The sequence below is a fragment of the Wenzhouxiangella sediminis genome, assembly GCF_003410055.1.
In the GTDB taxonomy this organism is placed as follows: Bacteria; Pseudomonadota; Gammaproteobacteria; order Xanthomonadales; family Wenzhouxiangellaceae; genus Wenzhouxiangella; species Wenzhouxiangella sediminis.
Map to the genome: position 1 here is coordinate 40,869 of NZ_QUZK01000037.1, position 16,287 is coordinate 57,155.

Below are 16,287 nucleotides of genomic sequence, written 5' to 3' on the forward strand. Positions count from 1 at the left end.
TCAGCCGAAGCGCTCGGGCTCGGCGACGACCACGCTGTTTCGCCCGCCGCCCTTGGCTTCGTAGAGGGCTTCGTCGGCGCGCTTGCGCAGGTCCTCCAGCGCTTCGTCCGGCGCCAGCTCGGCGACGCCGAAGCTCATCGTCAGTGGTTTTCCGTTGCCCCCGTACTGGATTTCGGCCAGGTCCTTGCGAACCTGCTCCAGTTGCTCGAGCACCGGCTCGAGCTGGCTGTCGGGCACGCAGACGGCGAACTCCTCGCCGCCGATTCGCCCCACGTGGCCGAGACCGGGGAAGTTCTCGCACAGGACGCGGGCGACCTGCCGCAGTGCCTTGTCGCCGGCGATGTGGCCGTGCTCGTCGTTGACCTGCTTGAAGTGATCGATGTCGCCCAGCGCCAGGACCAGCGGGTGGCCCCCTCGGCGGGATTCCTCGACCAGCATGCGGGCGGTGTCGAAAAAGCGCGTGTGGTTGCTGACCCGGGTCAGGCCGTCCAGTTCGGAAAGTCGCCGGTAGTGCCGCCGCTCGCGCAGGACGTGAACCAGCAAGAGCACGAGAATCAGGAACAGGAACAGCGCAAACCCGGTCGCCATCCAGCGCACCCGTGCCTGTTGCCGGCGCGACTGCGCCTCCAGCTCGGCGACGCGCTTTTGCTCTCGCAGCAGCTCGAGCTCCTGCTCCTGGCGCTGCATGTCGAATTCGACCTCCAGAATGGCGAGCCGGCGAGTGCGGTCCTCGTCGATGAAGCGATCGCGGGCCTCGCTGTGCGCCACCATGTGGCGATAGGCTTCGGCGAATTCCTCGCGCTCGGCTTGTTGCTCGGCGACCAGCCGGTGCAGTTCTGACTTGCGGTGCCAGAGCTCTCGTTCGTCGGTGCGCTCGATCAGTTCCTCGGCCAGTTCGATTGCTTGCTTGCTCTCGCCACGTTCCGCAGCCAGCTGTGCCTGAAGGTGTTTCCCGGTCAGCACGCCGTCCGCCCAGCCGGCCTGACGAAGCCGCTCCAGTCCCCTGTCGGCCCAGCGTTGTGCCGCCGCCAGATCGCCTTTTTCGAGAGCGAGGTGGCCCAGCTCCAGCTCGCTGGTGCCGGTATAGACCTGGTCGTTAACGTCCCGACAGAGCGACAGTGCGTTGCGTGCTGCGGCTCGCGCTTCCTCGTAGCGCTCGGCGTAACGATAGGCGACAGCGAGACGCTGCCCGGCCTGGCACTGCTGACTCGTGTCGCCGGACTGTCCGGCGATTGCCATGGATTGTGTTGCGTAGTCGATCGCGCGTTCGTGGTCACCGACAATGCTGTGCACGAACCCGGCCAGGCTCAGAATACGGGATCTCTCGACGAGGTCGTCGCTTTCGCCGCTGAGTTCGAGCGCCGCCTTCAGTTGTGCAAAGCCCCATTCGTGTTGCCCGACATTGATTCCCAGATTGGCGGCGAGCCGGAGCGCTCGCAGCCGCTGATCGTCGCTGATCGGGTTCCCGAGCAGTTCCTTGATCTGGCCGATCGCCTTGCCGTAGTCGCCCTGCAATGCCAGATTTCGGATGTGAAGCAACCGAATCTCCACGCGCTGACGGGGTGTGGCCTCGTCAAGCCGCTTCATCAAGGCATCGATGGCCGGCTGTGAAGCGGGCACTGCCTCGGTCACGCTGAGGTGGCGAGCTCGCTCGATCGCCTGGCCCAAGTCCTCGTCCTGGGCGAACGACGAACCGCCCAGCAACGTGAGCAGGAGCATTGCCGTGCGCAGCTTCATTCTGAGCGAAGGGGAGGCAAGTGACGCGAATCAGTCGTGGGCGTGGATCGTGCTGTTGATGAGGTGCACGTCCCGCAGGCCGGACAGTCGACGCACGGCGTCGACATCCTTGCGTTTCATGGCCTCCCGTGCCTCGTCGGGAATTCCCCGCTTCTCCATGACACCGTCCGGATCCTTTTCGTATTCCGCCGCCAGCTTGGCGTCGCTGCCGAGATCCTTGAGAAGTTGCTTCAGTGCTTCCATGGTCTTACCTCCCTTTAGGTTCATGCATTCTAATCGCTCGCCGGAGCGTTTGCGATCGTCGGTAGAGTCGAGGGTTCGAGGAAGCGCATTCGGCGTGCGTCCGGGCCGGCAAGTCGGCCGCTTCCGAACCTATTGCGCGTCGGCAAACACGATTCGGTCGCGGCCGTCGTCCTTGGCTCGATAGAGGGCTTCATCCGCGCGCAACCTCAGCGAGGCGAGCGATTCCCCGGGCCGGGCGCGGGCCACGCCGAAGCTCATCGTCAGCGGCAGGTCGTCGCCCCCGTAGTCGATGCGGGCAAGAGCTTCTCGCCAGCGCTCGAGCAGTGCGTCGACGGCTTCCCGACCGACGTCGGGCAGGCAGGCGGCAAACTCCTCGCCCCCGACCCGGCCGAGCCGGGCGCCATCCGGGCATCGGCTGCGGAGTGCGCGGGCAACGCCCCTGAGCGCGCGATCGCCCGCCATGTGTCCGAATCGATCGTTGACCCGCTTGAAGTGATCGATATCGCCGATGATCAGGGTCAGGGCATGCTCGTCGGTCTGCGCGTGCTTGAGCATTTCGGCGGCGGCCTGGAAGAACCGGGTGTGGTTGTCGATCCGGGTCAGGGAGTCGAGGCGCGAGAGCCGACGAAAGTGCTGCCGGCCGCGCAGGACGTGAGTGAGCACGAGGAGCAGCGCGATCAGCGCCAGTACGGCGGCGCCGGAGGCGAGCCAGCGTATTCGCCGGTCGGTGCTTCGGGACGCCGCTTTCAGTTCCGCCGCGCGGCGCTGCTCACGGAGCAGGGCGAGTTCTTGCTGCTGCGTTCGGGTATCGAACACGACCTGCAGATAGGCCAGCTGGCGCGCCCGGTTCTGATCGAGCAGGCGTCGATGCGCGTCGAGACTTTGCTCCATGTGTTCCACGGCGTTGCGGAATTCACCGCGGGCGGCCGCTGCCCGCGCCAGCATTTCCCGCGCCTCGGCCACGTAGTCCCAGACTTCCTGATCCTGCAGGCGCGGCAGGGTGTCCTCGAGCAATTCGCGCATGCGATCAAGCCGGCCGGTTTCCTCGAGGAGTCGCGCCTTGTAGAGGCTTGCTTCGGCAAGTCCCGGGCCGTAGTCGGCGGCCTCGAGTCTTTCGAAGGCTTGAGCGAAAGCCGCCTTGGCGCGATCGTACTCGCCGGCATGGCGCAACAGGTCGGCGAATCCGCTCTGGATGGTCCCGGTGAAAAGATCGTCGCCCGATTCAAGGCAGATCGAGACCGCCTCGCGGTAGTGTTCGAGCGCGGTCTCGTATTGGCCGGCCGACTTGTAGACGAAAGCGAGGCGGCCGTGAACGACGCAGCGGTCTCTCACCGTGCCGTGGGCGCGAGCGTTGTCGACGGACGCATGGCCGTACTCGATGGCCGTTTCGTGTTCGCCGACGAGCGCGTACAGATACGCGGCCAGGCTGAAAGGCGCGTAGATCTCCTCGTCGCCTTCGAGCCGGTCTCTCAGTTCCAGGCCGCGAATGATGTACTCGAAAGTTTCTTCCCACTTCCTCGCGATCATGGTCAGGTTGGCCGCGCGGCGGTAGGCGCGGGCGCGCTGGACTGCCCGCATCGGCCCGGCAAGCAGTTCCCGGAGCGTTGCCAGCCCGGACTCGATTTCGCCCGCCAGCGCCTGGTTTCGCGAGACCAGCAGCCAGTAGTCGATTTTCTGGTCGCGCGTGGCCTGCGGCAAGTGTTGCGCCAGCTCGTCCAGCAACTCCTGCGATTCCTGCCAGGGGGCGGAGACGTTGAGCTCGCGCGCCCGGTCGAGCTTCTCGCCGAATTGCTCGGTCGTCATTTCTTCTGCCCGGACTCCGACCAGGGCCAGGAGCGAGCAAAGGGCCGCTCCGGCAAGCAATCCGAAAGTCGTTGTGGCGCCGGTCGACTTCAAGGACGGCTTCCGCGGCATCTGCCGGGTCGGTCGGCAGCGGGAATCCGCCGGTCTGTCGCTGCAGTTGGGTACACTGATCTCCTCGATCGATTCGAGCCGCGTCGCCGGTCGCTGCCGGCGAAGCCTTTGTCGATGATTGTACGCACCGCCGGTCGGCGCCGGCGAGTTGCTGATCCCACGGAGTCTCACTGCATGCCGCGACTGCTGCTCAATCTCCGCAACGTTCCCGACGACGAGATCGAGGAAGTGCGTTCCCTGATGGAGCGGCACGGCATCGAGTGCTACGACACGCCGCCGGGGCCGTTCGGCATCACCGCCGGTGGTATCTGGCTGAAGGATCCCGGCGACTACGCTCGCGCCCGCGAGCTGATGGACGCCTACCAGGCCGAACGCGGCGATCTCGCCAGGGCGCGCTGGGAGGCGGCCCGCGAGAAGGGCGAGGCCGACACCCTGCTGTCGAGCGTGCGGCGGCATCCCCTCAAGACGCTGCTGATCGTCGCCGGCAGCCTGTTCGTGCTGATGGTGCTCTTCGCGCCGGTGGTCGTCTTCTTCCGGGCGGCTGGCTGATCAGGCGATTCTCAGGCGTTCTCGGCGCTGTCGAGCGCTTCGATGACCGCCTTGCCGTAGCGGGCCAGCTTGTGTTCGCCCACGCCGCTGACGGTGGCCAGCTCGTCGAGCGATTGCGGCCTTGATTCGACGATGGCCGCCAGGGTGGCGTCGTGGAAGATCACGTACGGCGGCACCTCCTCGCTGCGCGCCGTCTCCAGGCGCCATTGCCTGAGCGCCTGCCACAGCGGCGATTCGGTGTCGATGTCGACGGTTTTCTTCGTGCTGCTCTTGCGACTGGAGGGCACGGCGTCGCGGCGCATCTCGATGGTCGTCTCGCCCCGGAGCAGGTCGCGGCAGTCCGGCCCCAGGCGCAGGCCGCCGTGGCCTTCCGGATCGGGAACCAGGTGGCCGGCGGCGAGCAACTGGCGCATCACCGAGTGCCAGGTATTGCGGTCGGTCTCGCGGCCGATCGCCCAGGTGCTCAGCCGGTCATGTCCGAGTTGTTCGATGCGTTCGGTGGTCTTGCCGGTAAGCACGTCGACGACGTGGCCGGCGCCGAAACGCTGGCCGGTGCGGTAGACGCAGGAAAGCGCCATGCGCGCGGCTTCGGTGGCGTCCCAGGTCTCGGGCGGTTCCTGGCAGTTGTCGCAGTACCCGCAGTCGCCGGGATGGGCTTCGCCGAAGTAACCGAGCAGGGCGGGCCGGCGGCAACGGGCGTGCTCGCAGTAGGCCAGCAGGGCCTCGAGGCGCTCGCGCTCGAGCTTTTTCTGGTCGTCGCCGGCGCTGGACTGTTCGAGGAGCTGGCGAATGCGAACGACATCGGACAGGCTGTAGACCATCCAGGCGTCGGCCGGCAGGCCGTCGCGACCGGCGCGGCCCGTCTCCTGGTAATAGGACTCGATGCTCTTGGGCAGGTCCAGGTGCGCGACGAAGCGCACGTCGGGCTTGTCGATGCCCATGCCGAAGGCGATGGTCGCGCAGATGACCAGGCCGTCTTCGTTGATGAAGCGGTCCTGGGCGCACTGCCGGTCGCCCGATTCCATGCCGGCGTGGTAGGCGATGGCGTCGATGCCCTGCTGGGCCAGCCAGGCGGCGGTCTCCTCGGTCTTGCGGCGAGAGAAGCAGTAGACGATCCCCGACTGGCCGGGGTGCTTGCGCCGGATGAAGGACAGCAACTGCTGCCGGGCGTTGCGCTTGAGGCCGACCGAATAGCGGATGTTGGGCCGGTCGAAGCTGGCCACGAAGACCTTCGCTTGCTCGCCCAGCAGCCGGTCGATGATTTCCCCGCGCGTGCGCTCGTCGGCCGTGGCCGTCAGCGCGATGCGCGGCACTTGCGGGAATCGCTCGGCGAGCACGCCGAGCTTGAGGTACTCGGGCCGGAAGTCGTGACCCCACTGCGAGACGCAGTGCGCTTCGTCGATGGCGAACAGGTTGATGCGGCTGCGCGCCAGCAGGCCCAGGGTCGATTGACGCAGCAGGCGCTCGGGCGCGACGTAGAGCAGGTCCAGGCGGCCGTCGAGCAGGTCCTGCTCGGTCTGCCGCCGCGTTTCGGCATCAAGCGAGGAATTGAGCACGGCCGCGGCCACGCCGTTGTGGGTCAGCGCTTCGACCTGGTCGCGCATCAGGGCGATCAGCGGCGAGACGACGATGGTCGTGCCGGCGCTCATCAGGGCCGGGATCTGGTAGCACAGCGACTTGCCGCCGCCGGTGGGCATCAGCACCAGGGCGTGGCCGCCTTCGGCGACGTGTCCGATGATCTCGCGCTGGCGACCGCGGAACTCGCTGTAGCCGAAGACCTGTCTGAGTAGGTCTTCCGGCGTCGGTCCCATTCCCTCTCGGGCCGCGGTGCTCATCGATAGAAGTTCCGGTCTGTGCTCATTTCGCTGACAGACTGCCACAAAGCGAATCGGTGAGGGTCGGCAATTATGCCCGGATCGTCGTGCGAAATCGCCCCTATCGAAGGCGTTCCCGGGTGCCGATGCACTCGGTCAGTTGCTTTGCCCACAGCCGGTGGGCCCTTTCGTTGGGGTGGAAGCCGTCGCAACAGAACAGCCCGCCGGGGCTTTCGACGAAATCCATGGGGGCGTGGACGAGCGAATCGTCGGCATCGGCGAACTGCGCGAGCACGGCGTCGAGCAGGCTCGCCCTCAGGCCCAGCATCGTGGCCAGCGGAACGGGCAGGGCGGGAAAGTGACGCATCGGCGGCACGCCGGTGAAGACGATCCCGCCGGGGTCGAGGCGTTCGCGGATTGCCGACACGAGCCGGTCGAGTTCGTTGCGCCAGCGCCCCGAAGAAGACAGGGCCAGGCAGTCGTTGACGCCCAGCGCCACGATCACCCGGTCGACGCTGCCGGGATCGATTTGGCGCAGCAGCGTCTCGCGGGTGAAGCGCGCGGTGGCGCCGCTGCGGGCGGCCGTGTGCCACTCAACTCCGCGACCCGACCGATCGGCCAGAAGGGATGCCAGCCTGGGGACCACGCCCGCATCCTGGTCGTCCAGGCCGACCGCGGCCATCGGAGACTCTCCCAGGCCAACGATGCGCAGCGCCGGTTGCGAGCCGGGCAGGTTGCCCGAGCGCTCGCCGGGCGCTTCATCCAGGCGCGGGGTGCGGCGGCGTACGAGCCGGCCCTGCAGCCAGTAGACCGGGGCGCCGGCCAGGGCCAGCGCGTTTGCGGCCTCCAGGAAGGCCAGGCGGCTATTCGAGTCCAAGCCGCTCGGCCGCAGCCGCCGAACGCTCGACGCGCGCTTCGAGCTCCGACTGGCCGGCGTCGCGCCCGCCGGCGAACTCCGGCCAGCCCTGGCCGTGCTGGCGGCACAGCGCGCTGAGCACTTTCACATGTTCGGGCGAGTCGTTCAGGCAGGGGATGTATTTCAGCGATTCACCGCCGGCTTCGAGAAATTCGTCGCGGCCCTCCACGGCGATTTCGTCGAGCGTCTCCAGGCAGTCCACCGAGAACCCCGGGCAAACCACGTGCAGTTTTTTCACGCCCTGGTGGCCGAGTTCCTCTAGTGTCTGGTCGGTGTAGGGCTTGAGCCACTCGGCCCGGCCCAGGCGCGACTGAAAGGTGACCATCCATTCCCCGTCGGCCAGGCCGAGGCGTTCGGCGATGTTGCGCGCGCTGGCCTGGCACTGGCAGTAGTAAGGGTCGCCGGCGAGCAGGTTTTTCTTCGGAATGCCGTGGAAGGAGAACAGCAGCTTGTCGGGCGCGCCGCGCTGCTTGCGAAAGCGGCGGATCGACTCGGTCACGGCCGAGAGCCAGTTCTCGTCGTGGTGGAAGTTGTTGATGAAGCGCACTTCGGGCAGCCAGCGCAGGCGCTGCAGGGAATTGGTGACCTGGTCGAAGACCGAGGCGGTGGTCGTGGCCGAGTACTGCGGATACATCGGCAGGATCAGCAGGCGCTGGATGTTCTCGCGCCTGAGCCGGTCGATGGCCGAATCGATGTCGGGCTGGCCGTAGGTCATCGCCAGCATGACCTTGACGCGCGGGAGGTCGGTCTGCAGTTCGGCCTCGAGCTTGTGGGCCAGGCTGCGGCTGTCGACCAGCAGGGGCGAGCCGTGCTCGGTCCACACCCGTGCGTAGGCTTCCGCCGACTTCGGCGAGCGGAACGGCACGATGAAGCCGTTGAGGATGAACCACCAGATCGGTTTCGGCACCTCGATGACGCGCCGGTCGGACAGGAATTGACGCAGGTAGGGGCGAAGCGCCTTGGCGGTGGGCGCCTCGGGCGTGCCCAGGTTGACCATCAGGACCGCGGCGCGGGCTGCCTCGCGATGGGCGTTGACAGCGCGGGTGGCTTCGATCGTTTCGACGAGTTGTTCTCCGGGACCGGGCATTGAGCTCTCCGCGTTGCATCGATTGATCCTGAATTGTACTGAGCGGCGCGTGAGGACAGGGGGCAAAAATCGCTCGAGAACCGCTGGTGCTGGGGAGTTCTGGACAATTCTGCTATGATTGGTCACGTCGGAGTAAAAGGACAATAAAAAGTAATGCGCGCTCGCACATCTCTTTGCTGGAGAAGTGTGTTTCTGGCTGTCTTCCTGGCAGCCAGTGCAATCGCGTGGGCGGGGCCACAGGCCTGGGTGATCAACTCGCGAGATCACGTATCGACCGACACGCGGGTGGGCGCCCTATGGTCGCTCGATCTGGAAACCGGCCGCGCGAGCCTTCAGGGCCGTTCTCGAATTCAGGAATACTTCTTCGTCGAGGGGATGGCCTTCCGAGACGAAGAGCGCCTTTACGGCGTCGACGACCAGACCAACACGCTGGTCCGGATCGGCACCGAGAGCGGTAACGCCATTGCCGTCGCCCAGACGCAAGGCAACCTCGGGCTCCCCTCGGGCAACCATGATTTCGGCGTCACGTTCACCTGCGACGGGCGCTTGCTGATCTCCACGGACTCGGTCTCCCTCGGAGTCGGGCTCTACGAGGCGAATCCCGAAACCGGTGAGCTCTCGCGTATCGGGAATACGGGTGCTCCCATCGTGGATATGGCCAGCGTCGGTGAGCAGGTATTCGGCATCGGACGGGGCATGGCGTCCGATGCTCAGCCGGCTTCGCCCAATCTATACCGTCTCGATGTCGAGACCGGCCGGGCCGAGTTGGTCGGTCCCCTCGGTGCCGAGGTGGATCTTTACAACAAGGCGGGTCTGGCCGCAGATGCCGACGGCACGCTCTGGGCCGTGACCGATCGACGCGATCCCGCTCGATCGGACGATTCGATCGGCAGCCAGGTCTTGCGCATCGATCCATCGACGGGGCGTGCGGAGCGCGTGACCGAAACCAGGGCCGCCGACACAGGCGGTGAGTTGATCGGGATCGAGTCGCTGGCCATCGCACCGCCGGGGGCATGCGAACGCGGTGCGCCCACCGAGCCCTCCGCCATTCCCGTCATGTCACCCGCTGGGCTCTGGGCCATGCTGGTGCTCGTCTTCATCCTGGCCGTCGCTCCGCTTCGCCGACTCGGCGGGAACTGATAAACTGACGGTTTTCCCATCGGGCCGCTTCCTTAAGGCCCCGCACAGAGGTCTAGCAAATGGGTATCGGCGGTATCAGTTGGCCCCAGATTCTGGTCGTCCTCGTCATCGTGCTGCTTATCTTCGGCACCAAGCGCATCCGCAACATCGGCAGCGATCTCGGCGGCGCCATCCGCGAATTCCGTAAGGGTGTCGGCGAAAACGACGACGAGTCCGGCGAGGACAAGCCGAAGGACAAATCCTCGACGCGCAGCGACAAGGAAGACGGATCGGCCTCCAGCCGGGAGAACTGAGCGAGTGGGCGGCGTCGGCCTCAGCGAGCTGCTGCTGCTGGCTCTGATCACGCTGCTGGTCGTCGGACCGCAGCGCCTGCCTGAAGTGGCGCGCACCGTCGGCCACTGGACGCGCCATGCGCGCCAGGCCTGGGCCAGCCTCAAGTCCGAGTTCCAGGACGAGATGGATCGCGATCACAATCGCCGCATCCTGGAGGAAGAACAGTCCCGCAAGCAGTCCGAACCGAGCGGACAGGAATCGCATGAGCGAAGAGACGACGCGGACTGATCCCGAGCTTTCCCTGATCGATCACCTGGTCGAGCTGCGCAGCCGCCTGCTGCGGGCCGTGGCCGCGATCGTTTTGGTGCTGCTCGTGCTGGCGCCGTTCGCGCGTCAGATCTACAGCGTGTTGGCCAAGCCGCTCGTGCGTCACCTGCCCGAGGGCGCCAGCATGATCGCCATCGACGTGGCCTCGCCCTTCCTGACGCCTTTCAAACTGGTCCTGATCCTGGCGATCCTGATCGCCATGCCGTTCGTTCTCTACCAGCTTTGGGCGTTCGTCGCGCCCGGTCTCTACCGCCACGAGCAGCGCCTGGCGCGCCCGCTTCTGGGCATGGCGGTGGGGCTGTTCTACGCTGGCTGCGCCTTCGCCTACTTCGTGGTGTTTCCGGTGGTGTTCGCCTTCTTCGCGTCCATGGCGCCCGAAGGCGTGGCGATGATGACCGACATCAACCGCTACCTCGACTTCGTCCTGACGCTGTTCATCGCCTTCGGACTGGCCTTCCAGGTGCCGGTGGCCACGATCATCCTCGTCGCGCTGGGGATCACCACGCCCGAAGCGCTCGGAAAAATGCGCGGCTACGTGATCGTGGGGGCGTTCACGGTAGCCATGCTGCTCACCCCGCCCGACATGATCTCCCAGACCCTCCTGGCGCTGCCGGTGCTGCTTCTCTACGAACTGGGCATCATTGCTGCCCGGGTCATGGTGCGGCGTCCGGACGAATCGGACGATCAGGCCAACAGCTGATCGTCTTCGTCGTCGGACCCGCCGCTTCCGGGAGACCCGAACACGCTAGCGAAGGCCACCCACTGCGTGCCGGCCATCAGTACCTGTATGAGCATGGCCGTGAGCATGAACACGATCTGGGCGACCATCTGGCCGGCCGCTCCCAGGGCCAGGGTCAGCGGCACGGTGACGATGCCGAACATGAAACCCAGCGCGATCACCATGACGATGGCCGCGAGGCCGAAGCCGAGAAAGGCCGACCAGTTGGCCAGCACCGCACGCAGGCTGGCCGCGAGGGCGCCGGTCGTGCCGACGTCGTGAAACATGACCAGCGGTATGGCGAAGTACATCGCCGCCATCACCACGGCGAGTATGCCGATGGGCAGCAGCAGCAAGGGGCCGATGGAGAGCTGCTCGATCAGGCGGGCCATGGCTTCGGCGGACTCCTGCGCAGCAAGGATTTGCTCCGAGCTGACCTGGCTGCCCAGCCAGGAAGACAGGGCCAGCAGCGCCAGCAGGCTGCCGAGAATTCCGAAGACGCCCAGTGCCAGCAGGCGGTTGCGCAAGCCGGGTCGGGACCAGGCGGCGAAGAGCATGGTGGGTGCGGGCCGGCGGCCCGAGGAGATCTGCGCGAATGCCGCGATGGCGCCGGCGGTGAGCAGCGGCGTGATGAGCATCATCGCCAGCTGCCCGACGAGCGGGATAACGGCGATCATCGAAACCAGCAGCCACAGGGCGGCCAGGCCGGCAAGCGGCCCGAAGCTCGAGAAAAGCAGCTCGGCGGCCGCCGGCAGCCAGCGCAGACCGGCGGCGAAGCCGGGTTTGCGATAGTCCGGCGCACTCATGTCGAACGACGGACGGCGGCGGATTCCAGTGCGTCGTGGGCCGACCAGGCAACCGCTTCGCGCATGGCATCGATCGCGTCTTCCGGGTGCTCGACCGTTTGCCACATGTCCAGGTGCGTTCGATTCATGAAGCGCTCCGTCACGCTGTGAGCCAGGAAATCGAGAAGCCGGTCGTAGTAGCCCGTCGTATTGATCAGCACGATCGGGCCGAGAAACTGTCCCAGCCGTTTGAGCGTCATGGCCTCGAACAGTTCTTCGAAGGTGCCGCAGCCGCCGGGCAGGGCGATAACGGCATCCCCCTCCGCGAGCATGCGGGCCTTGCGTTCGCGCATGTCCGAAACCACTTCCAACTCGTGCAGGCCTTGATGTCCCTGCTCGACACGCGTGAGAAACTCGGGGATGATGCCGTGGACCTGCGCGCCCTCGGCAATCGCGCCGTCGGCCATCGCGCCCATCAGGCCGGTGCTGCCGCCGCCGTAGACGATGCGCAGGCCGGCCGCGCCGAGTGTCCGGCCGAGGCGCTCGGCCGCATCGATGTAGACGGCGTCCAGGGCCTGGCTGGAAGCGGCGTAGACCGTAACGCTTTTGATGGACATGTACGAAACCGGTATCGAGGAAGATCGTTGACGAAGCGTCATTGTAAACAGTCGCTGATCGCCGCGCTGATGCTTGCAGGACTGCTGGCCGGCTGCGGCGGCGGGACCGACACCGAAGGGCAGGCCGTTGAGGGCGAAGCGGCATTCGGCCGGCACTGCGCCGGCTGCCACGGCATGCAGGGGCAGGGCCGGCCGCCGGCCTTTCCCCCGCTGGCAGGCTCGGAGTGGCTTGCGTTGCCGCCCGAAGGCCTGACCGCGATCGTCCTGCTCGGCTTGCGCGGCGAGATCGAAGTGGCCGGCCAGGACTACGCCGGCTACATGCCGCCGATGCAGCACATCGACGACGAGCGCGTGGCCGAGATCGTGCGTTACATCAAGCGTCGCTGGTCGCAGGCCACGCCGGACTGGACGGCCGGCGATGTCGCTGCGCTGCGTGCCCGACTGGCCGACCGGCGAACTCCCGAAGGCCGCGCCGGCGTCGAACGAATTCTCCAGGAGTTGCAATGAACCAGCCGTTCCCCTTCCAGCGCCAGAGCAATCCGCCGGTGTCCATGATCCTGCTCGGCGTCACGGTCGTGGCGTACTTCGTGCAGGTCAGCTCGATGAGCGAGGTGATCCGCCTGTTCGCGCTCTGGCCGCTGGGTACGCCCGAGCTCATTCGATTCGCGGACGGCAGCGCCATGTCCACCGGCTTCGCGCCCTGGCAGCTGATCAGCTACGGTTTCCTGCACGGCGGCATCGGCCACCTGTTCTTCAACATGTTCGCGCTCTACATGTTCGGCCTGCCCGTCGAGCGCGTCTGGGGCGCGCGCCGCTTCCTCGTCTACTATTTCGTGTGCATGGCGGGCGCGGCCGTCATCCAGTTGGGTGTGGCCGCCGTCACCGGCGACATCTACCCCACGATCGGCGCCTCCGGGGCGGTGTTCGGGCTCTTGCTGGCCTATGGCCTGATGTTTCCCAACAGCACCATCATGCTGCTGATTCCGCCCATTCCCATGAAGGCGAAGTACTTCGTGATAGGTTACGGCCTGTTGACGCTGTTCATGGGCATGACCGGCACGATGGCCGGCGTCGCTCATTTCGCACACCTTGGCGGCATGCTCTTCGGATTCGGACTGATCCTCTACTGGGGCAGCCGACGAAGCCGGCGGCGATAGGAGTCTCGTTTGGTGGCAGGTGGATGGGCAGGGACATTCCGATCAATTGTCGCCAATCCCGAATGGCGGCGATGCCTGGGCGCCCTGTTGCTGTTCGTGCTGGCCGGCCCGGCGCTCGGGCTCGATCCCGACCGGCTCACCTCCCAGTACGTTCATGATCACTACGGCCGCGACGAGGGCCTGCCGCCCGGGGCGGTCTGGACGGCGCTGCAGTCGCGTGACGGCTATCTCTGGCTGGGAACCCAGAACGGGCTGGTGCGTTTCGACGGCATCGATGCGAAGGTTTTCACCACGGCCGATACGCCCGGGCTGGCCAACCACGACGTTCGTTCCCTGATCGAAGCCGACAACGGCGACCTCTGGATCGGAACCTACGGCGGCGGCGCCGCCCGCTATCGCGACGGCAGCTTCGAGCCCTTCGGAACCGAACAGGGCCTGGCGCACCCGATTGTCTACGACATCCACCAGGACGACGAGGGCGCTGTGTGGTTCGGCACGGCCGGCGGCGTGACCCGGCTCGGGCCCGACGGCGACGTTTCGACGCTGACCAGCGCCGACGGCCTGGCGCACGAGAGGGTCTTCGAGGTCTACCAGGACAGCAGCGGTGCCATGTGGTTCGCCAGCCTGGTTGCCGGTGTGACGCGCATGCGCGACGGGCGCATGACGACCTTCGGCAAGGCCACCGGGATGGTTTCCGACCAGGTCCATGCGGTCTACGAGGACAGCGCCGGCACGATCTGGATCGGCACCTACGAGGGCGGCTTCTACCGCATGGAAGCGTCCGGCCCGGTGCGCTACCCACTGCCCGAGGGTGTGGCCGGCAACGGCATCCAGAGCATCCTCGAGGACTCCGACGGCAATCTCTGGCTGGGTACCTACAACAACGGCCTGATCCGCATACACGACGGCGAGGTCGCGCACTTCGGCAGCGGGGCGCTGGCCGAGGCCTTCGTGTTCGACATGACTGAGGATCGCGAAGGCAGTCTCTGGGTGGCGAGCCGCGAAGGCCTGCACCGCCTGGGCAACGGCAAGTTTCTGACCTTCGGCGAACCGGAGGGGCTGGCCGATGCCACATTCGTGGTGGCCGCCGACCCGTCCGACGGCTCGGTCTGGGCCGGCACGGAGGGGGCGGGCCTGTTCCGGCTGCAGGGCCGGGAAGTCGAGCGTTTCGGCGTGGACGACGGCCTGGCCAGCAACAACATCTCCGCGCTCGCCCCGGACGGCAGCGGCGGCGTCTGGGTGGGCAGCTTCGGCGGCGGCCTCAATCATCTTTCGGATGAAGGCATTCGCACCTGGACGCGCGAAGACGGGCTACCCAGTAACCACATCTTTGCGCTCCTGCTCGAAGACGATGGCGCACTGTGGGTGGCCGCGGACGGCGGCATCAGCCGCCTGGCCGACGGTCGGTTCAGAACCTGGACGCGCGAGGACGGCCTGCCCGATGCCCTGGTCCGACAGATGCACATGGATGATGGCGGCAGGCTGTGGCTGGGCACCAATGGTGGCGGGTTGAGTCGCTTCGATGGGCAGCGCTTCGAGAATTTTGCCGGCCAGGCCGGGGTGCCCGGCAACATCATCTACGCTTTTCACGAGGATGCCGAAGGCAGTCTCTGGATCGGCTCGCGCGACAGCGGTCTGAGCCTCCATCGTGACGGCCGCTTCCATCATTTCTCGGTGGCCGACGGCCTGCCCCAGGCCTCGGTCTACGGCATCGCCGGCGACGAACAGGGCTATCTGTGGCTCAGCGGAGGCGGCGGGCTGGCGCGAGTCGCGCGCGATGACCTGCTGGCGATCGCCGACGGCGAGGATATCGAGCTGGATGCCCGCCTGTTCAACGAGTCGGACGGACTGCGCAACGGTCAGTTCGCCGGCGGCTTCCAGCCCCCGGTGGCCACCGGACTTTCGGGCCATATCTGGTTTCCCGGGCTGGCGGGGCTGGTGCGCGTCGCTCCCGAGCGGCTGGGAATCAACCGTATCGAGCCCCCGGTCACTCTCGAGAGCGTGTCGGTCGACGGCCGCAGCCTGCCCGCCGGCGACCCGGTCCGGCTTCCGCCGGGTAGCGACAACCTCGAGGTGCACTACACGGCGCTGAGCCTGGTCGCGCCCCGGCAGGTTCGCTTTCGCTATCGACTGGAGGGCTACGACCAGCGCTGGCAGGACGTCGGCGGCCGCCGCACGGCCTACTACACCCGCCTGCCGCCGGGCGAGTACCGCTTCGAGGTCCGCGCCAGCAACAACGACGGGATCTGGTCGGAGCGCACGGCCGGCCTGACCGTCGTGCAGGAACCCTTTGCCTGGCAGACCACCTGGTTCCGCGTGCTGGCGATCTTCGCCTTCGGGCTGTTAGCCGTGCTGGTCTACCGGCTGAGTGTGCGGCAGTTCCGGGTTCGGGAGCAGCGTCTTTCCGGCCTGGTCCGCGAACGGACCGAACAGCTCGAGCAGGCGCTGGAAGCGGTCGAGCGCAGCTCGCGCATCGATGGGTTGACCGGCGTGGCCAACCGCGGCTATTTCGAGGAGCGCCTGGCCCGGGAGTGGGCCATCGCCCGGCGCGAGCACGAGCCGCTGGGGCTCATCCTGGCCGATCTCGATCACTTCAAGCTGCTCAACGACAGCCGCGGCCACCAGGTCGGCGACGACTGCCTGCGCGGGGTCGCAGAGGCGCTGATGGCCGTCGTTCACCGGCCCGGCGACCTGGTGGCCCGCTACGGTGGCGAGGAGTTCGTGGTGCTGCTGCCGAGAACGGACATCGAGTCGTTGCGCGTCCTCGCCGAGCGGATGCGGCTCGGAGTGGAAGCCCTCGGGCTGCCGCACCCGGAAGGGGGCATCAACGGCCGCGTCACGATCAGCGTGGGCGCCGCCGCCGTGATTCCCGACGGGCAAGTCGAGCCCCGGGTGCTCGTCGAGCGGGCGGATCGCGCGCTCTACACGGCGAAGGACGCCGGCCGAAACCGGGTCAGCGTGGACGCCGGCAGCTGATTCCTTCACCGCTCTTTCACGGCCCGCGCCAGAA

At 66.8% G+C, this 16,287-nt stretch carries 15 protein-coding genes and 1 pseudogene; 8 read left to right on the plus strand and 8 right to left on the minus strand.

Translation table 11 applies throughout. The features are described 5' to 3' along the window. From DZC52_RS08805 to DZC52_RS08815, 3 genes are all read right to left on the minus strand, one after another. Positions 1-1,737 (minus strand): tetratricopeptide repeat-containing diguanylate cyclase, encoded by a 1,737-nt coding sequence (locus tag DZC52_RS08805; RefSeq protein WP_116650768.1) that lies wholly within the window; start codon positions 1,735-1,737, stop codon positions 1-3. 30 nt (positions 1,738-1,767) lie between these two features. Continuing rightward, positions 1,768-1,980, minus strand: coding sequence for a hypothetical protein (locus DZC52_RS08810; RefSeq protein ID WP_116650769.1), 213 nt, complete (start codon positions 1,978-1,980; stop codon positions 1,768-1,770). 129 nt (positions 1,981-2,109) lie between these two features. Continuing rightward, on the minus strand, positions 2,110-3,876 hold the full coding sequence (locus tag DZC52_RS08815) for a tetratricopeptide repeat-containing diguanylate cyclase (RefSeq protein WP_147307644.1): 1,767 nt from the start codon (positions 3,874-3,876) through the stop codon (positions 2,110-2,112). Between the two features lie 192 nt (positions 3,877-4,068). Between DZC52_RS08815 and DZC52_RS08820 the strand changes: the two genes are divergently transcribed. After that, the gene (locus DZC52_RS08820) at positions 4,069-4,443 is read left to right on the plus strand and encodes a DUF6164 family protein (protein ID WP_116650771.1); all 375 of its coding nucleotides are present in this window, start codon (positions 4,069-4,071) and stop codon (positions 4,441-4,443) included. 11 nt (positions 4,444-4,454) lie between these two features. Here the strand turns inward: DZC52_RS08820 and recQ are convergent, their stop codons facing one another. The 3 genes from recQ to hemH all read right to left on the minus strand — a co-directional run bounded on the left by recQ (position 4,455) and on the right by hemH (position 8,170). Further along, complete coding sequence (recQ, locus tag DZC52_RS08825) at positions 4,455-6,278, minus strand: DNA helicase RecQ (protein WP_220338319.1); 1,824 nt, start codon at positions 6,276-6,278, stop codon at positions 4,455-4,457. Positions 6,279-6,378: 100 nt separating this feature from the next. Further along, a complete protein-coding gene (locus tag DZC52_RS08830; RefSeq protein ID WP_116650773.1) occupies positions 6,379-7,134 on the minus strand; it encodes an SGNH/GDSL hydrolase family protein in 756 nt (251 codons plus the stop codon). After that, positions 7,121-8,170: a ferrochelatase gene (gene hemH / locus DZC52_RS08835; protein ID WP_245960798.1), complete on the minus strand. Its 1,050-nt coding sequence runs from the start codon at positions 8,168-8,170 to the stop codon at positions 7,121-7,123. The genes DZC52_RS08830 and hemH overlap by 14 nt, the downstream gene beginning before the upstream one ends. A 336-nt stretch (positions 8,171-8,506) precedes the next feature. On the opposite strand from hemH, the gene DZC52_RS08840 reads away from it, so the two are divergent. From DZC52_RS08840 to tatC, 4 genes and pseudogenes are all read left to right on the plus strand, one after another. Continuing rightward, the gene (locus DZC52_RS08840) at positions 8,507-9,400 is read left to right on the plus strand and encodes an NHL repeat-containing protein (RefSeq protein WP_116650775.1); all 894 of its coding nucleotides are present in this window, start codon (positions 8,507-8,509) and stop codon (positions 9,398-9,400) included. A gap of 59 nt (positions 9,401-9,459) precedes the next feature. Then, positions 9,460-9,693: a twin-arginine translocase TatA/TatE family subunit gene (gene tatA, locus DZC52_RS08845; protein WP_116650776.1), complete on the plus strand. Its 234-nt coding sequence runs from the start codon at positions 9,460-9,462 to the stop codon at positions 9,691-9,693. Positions 9,694-9,697: 4 nt separating this feature from the next. Continuing rightward, positions 9,698-9,961 carry a Sec-independent protein translocase protein TatB gene (gene tatB / locus DZC52_RS08850; protein WP_181918861.1) on the plus strand — a complete coding sequence of 88 codons (264 nt, stop codon included), beginning with the start codon at positions 9,698-9,700 and terminating at the stop codon, positions 9,959-9,961. Continuing rightward, positions 9,936-10,676: pseudogene (gene tatC, locus DZC52_RS08855) on the plus strand (twin-arginine translocase subunit TatC); the annotation flags it as partial. The gene tatB and the pseudogene tatC, both read left to right, overlap by 26 nt. An 8-nt stretch (positions 10,677-10,684) precedes the next feature. On the opposite strand, the gene DZC52_RS08860 reads toward tatC, so the two are convergent. Both DZC52_RS08860 and DZC52_RS08865 read right to left on the minus strand, forming a co-directional pair. Continuing rightward, positions 10,685-11,524 carry a BPSS1780 family membrane protein gene (locus DZC52_RS08860; RefSeq protein WP_116650779.1) on the minus strand — a complete coding sequence of 280 codons (840 nt, stop codon included), beginning with the start codon at positions 11,522-11,524 and terminating at the stop codon, positions 10,685-10,687. Beyond that, entirely contained in the window at positions 11,521-12,120 is a 600-nt protein-coding gene (locus DZC52_RS08865; protein ID WP_116650780.1) for an LOG family protein, read from the minus strand. Before DZC52_RS08865 ends, DZC52_RS08860 begins: the two co-directional genes overlap by 4 nt. 27 nt (positions 12,121-12,147) lie before the next feature. Between DZC52_RS08865 and DZC52_RS08870 the strand changes: the two genes are divergently transcribed. From DZC52_RS08870 to DZC52_RS08880, 3 genes are read left to right on the plus strand one after another with little or no spacing between them, the layout of a single operon-like run. Beyond that, a complete protein-coding gene (locus DZC52_RS08870) occupies positions 12,148-12,627 on the plus strand; it encodes a c-type cytochrome (RefSeq protein WP_147307645.1) in 480 nt (159 codons plus the stop codon). Then, positions 12,624-13,277: a rhomboid family intramembrane serine protease gene (locus DZC52_RS08875; RefSeq protein WP_116650782.1), complete on the plus strand. Its 654-nt coding sequence runs from the start codon at positions 12,624-12,626 to the stop codon at positions 13,275-13,277. Before DZC52_RS08870 ends, DZC52_RS08875 begins: the two co-directional genes overlap by 4 nt. A gap of 12 nt (positions 13,278-13,289) precedes the next feature. Further along, entirely contained in the window at positions 13,290-16,253 is a 2,964-nt protein-coding gene (locus DZC52_RS08880; RefSeq protein ID WP_181918862.1) for a two-component regulator propeller domain-containing protein, read from the plus strand. The last annotated feature ends 34 nt before the right edge of the window (positions 16,254-16,287 follow it).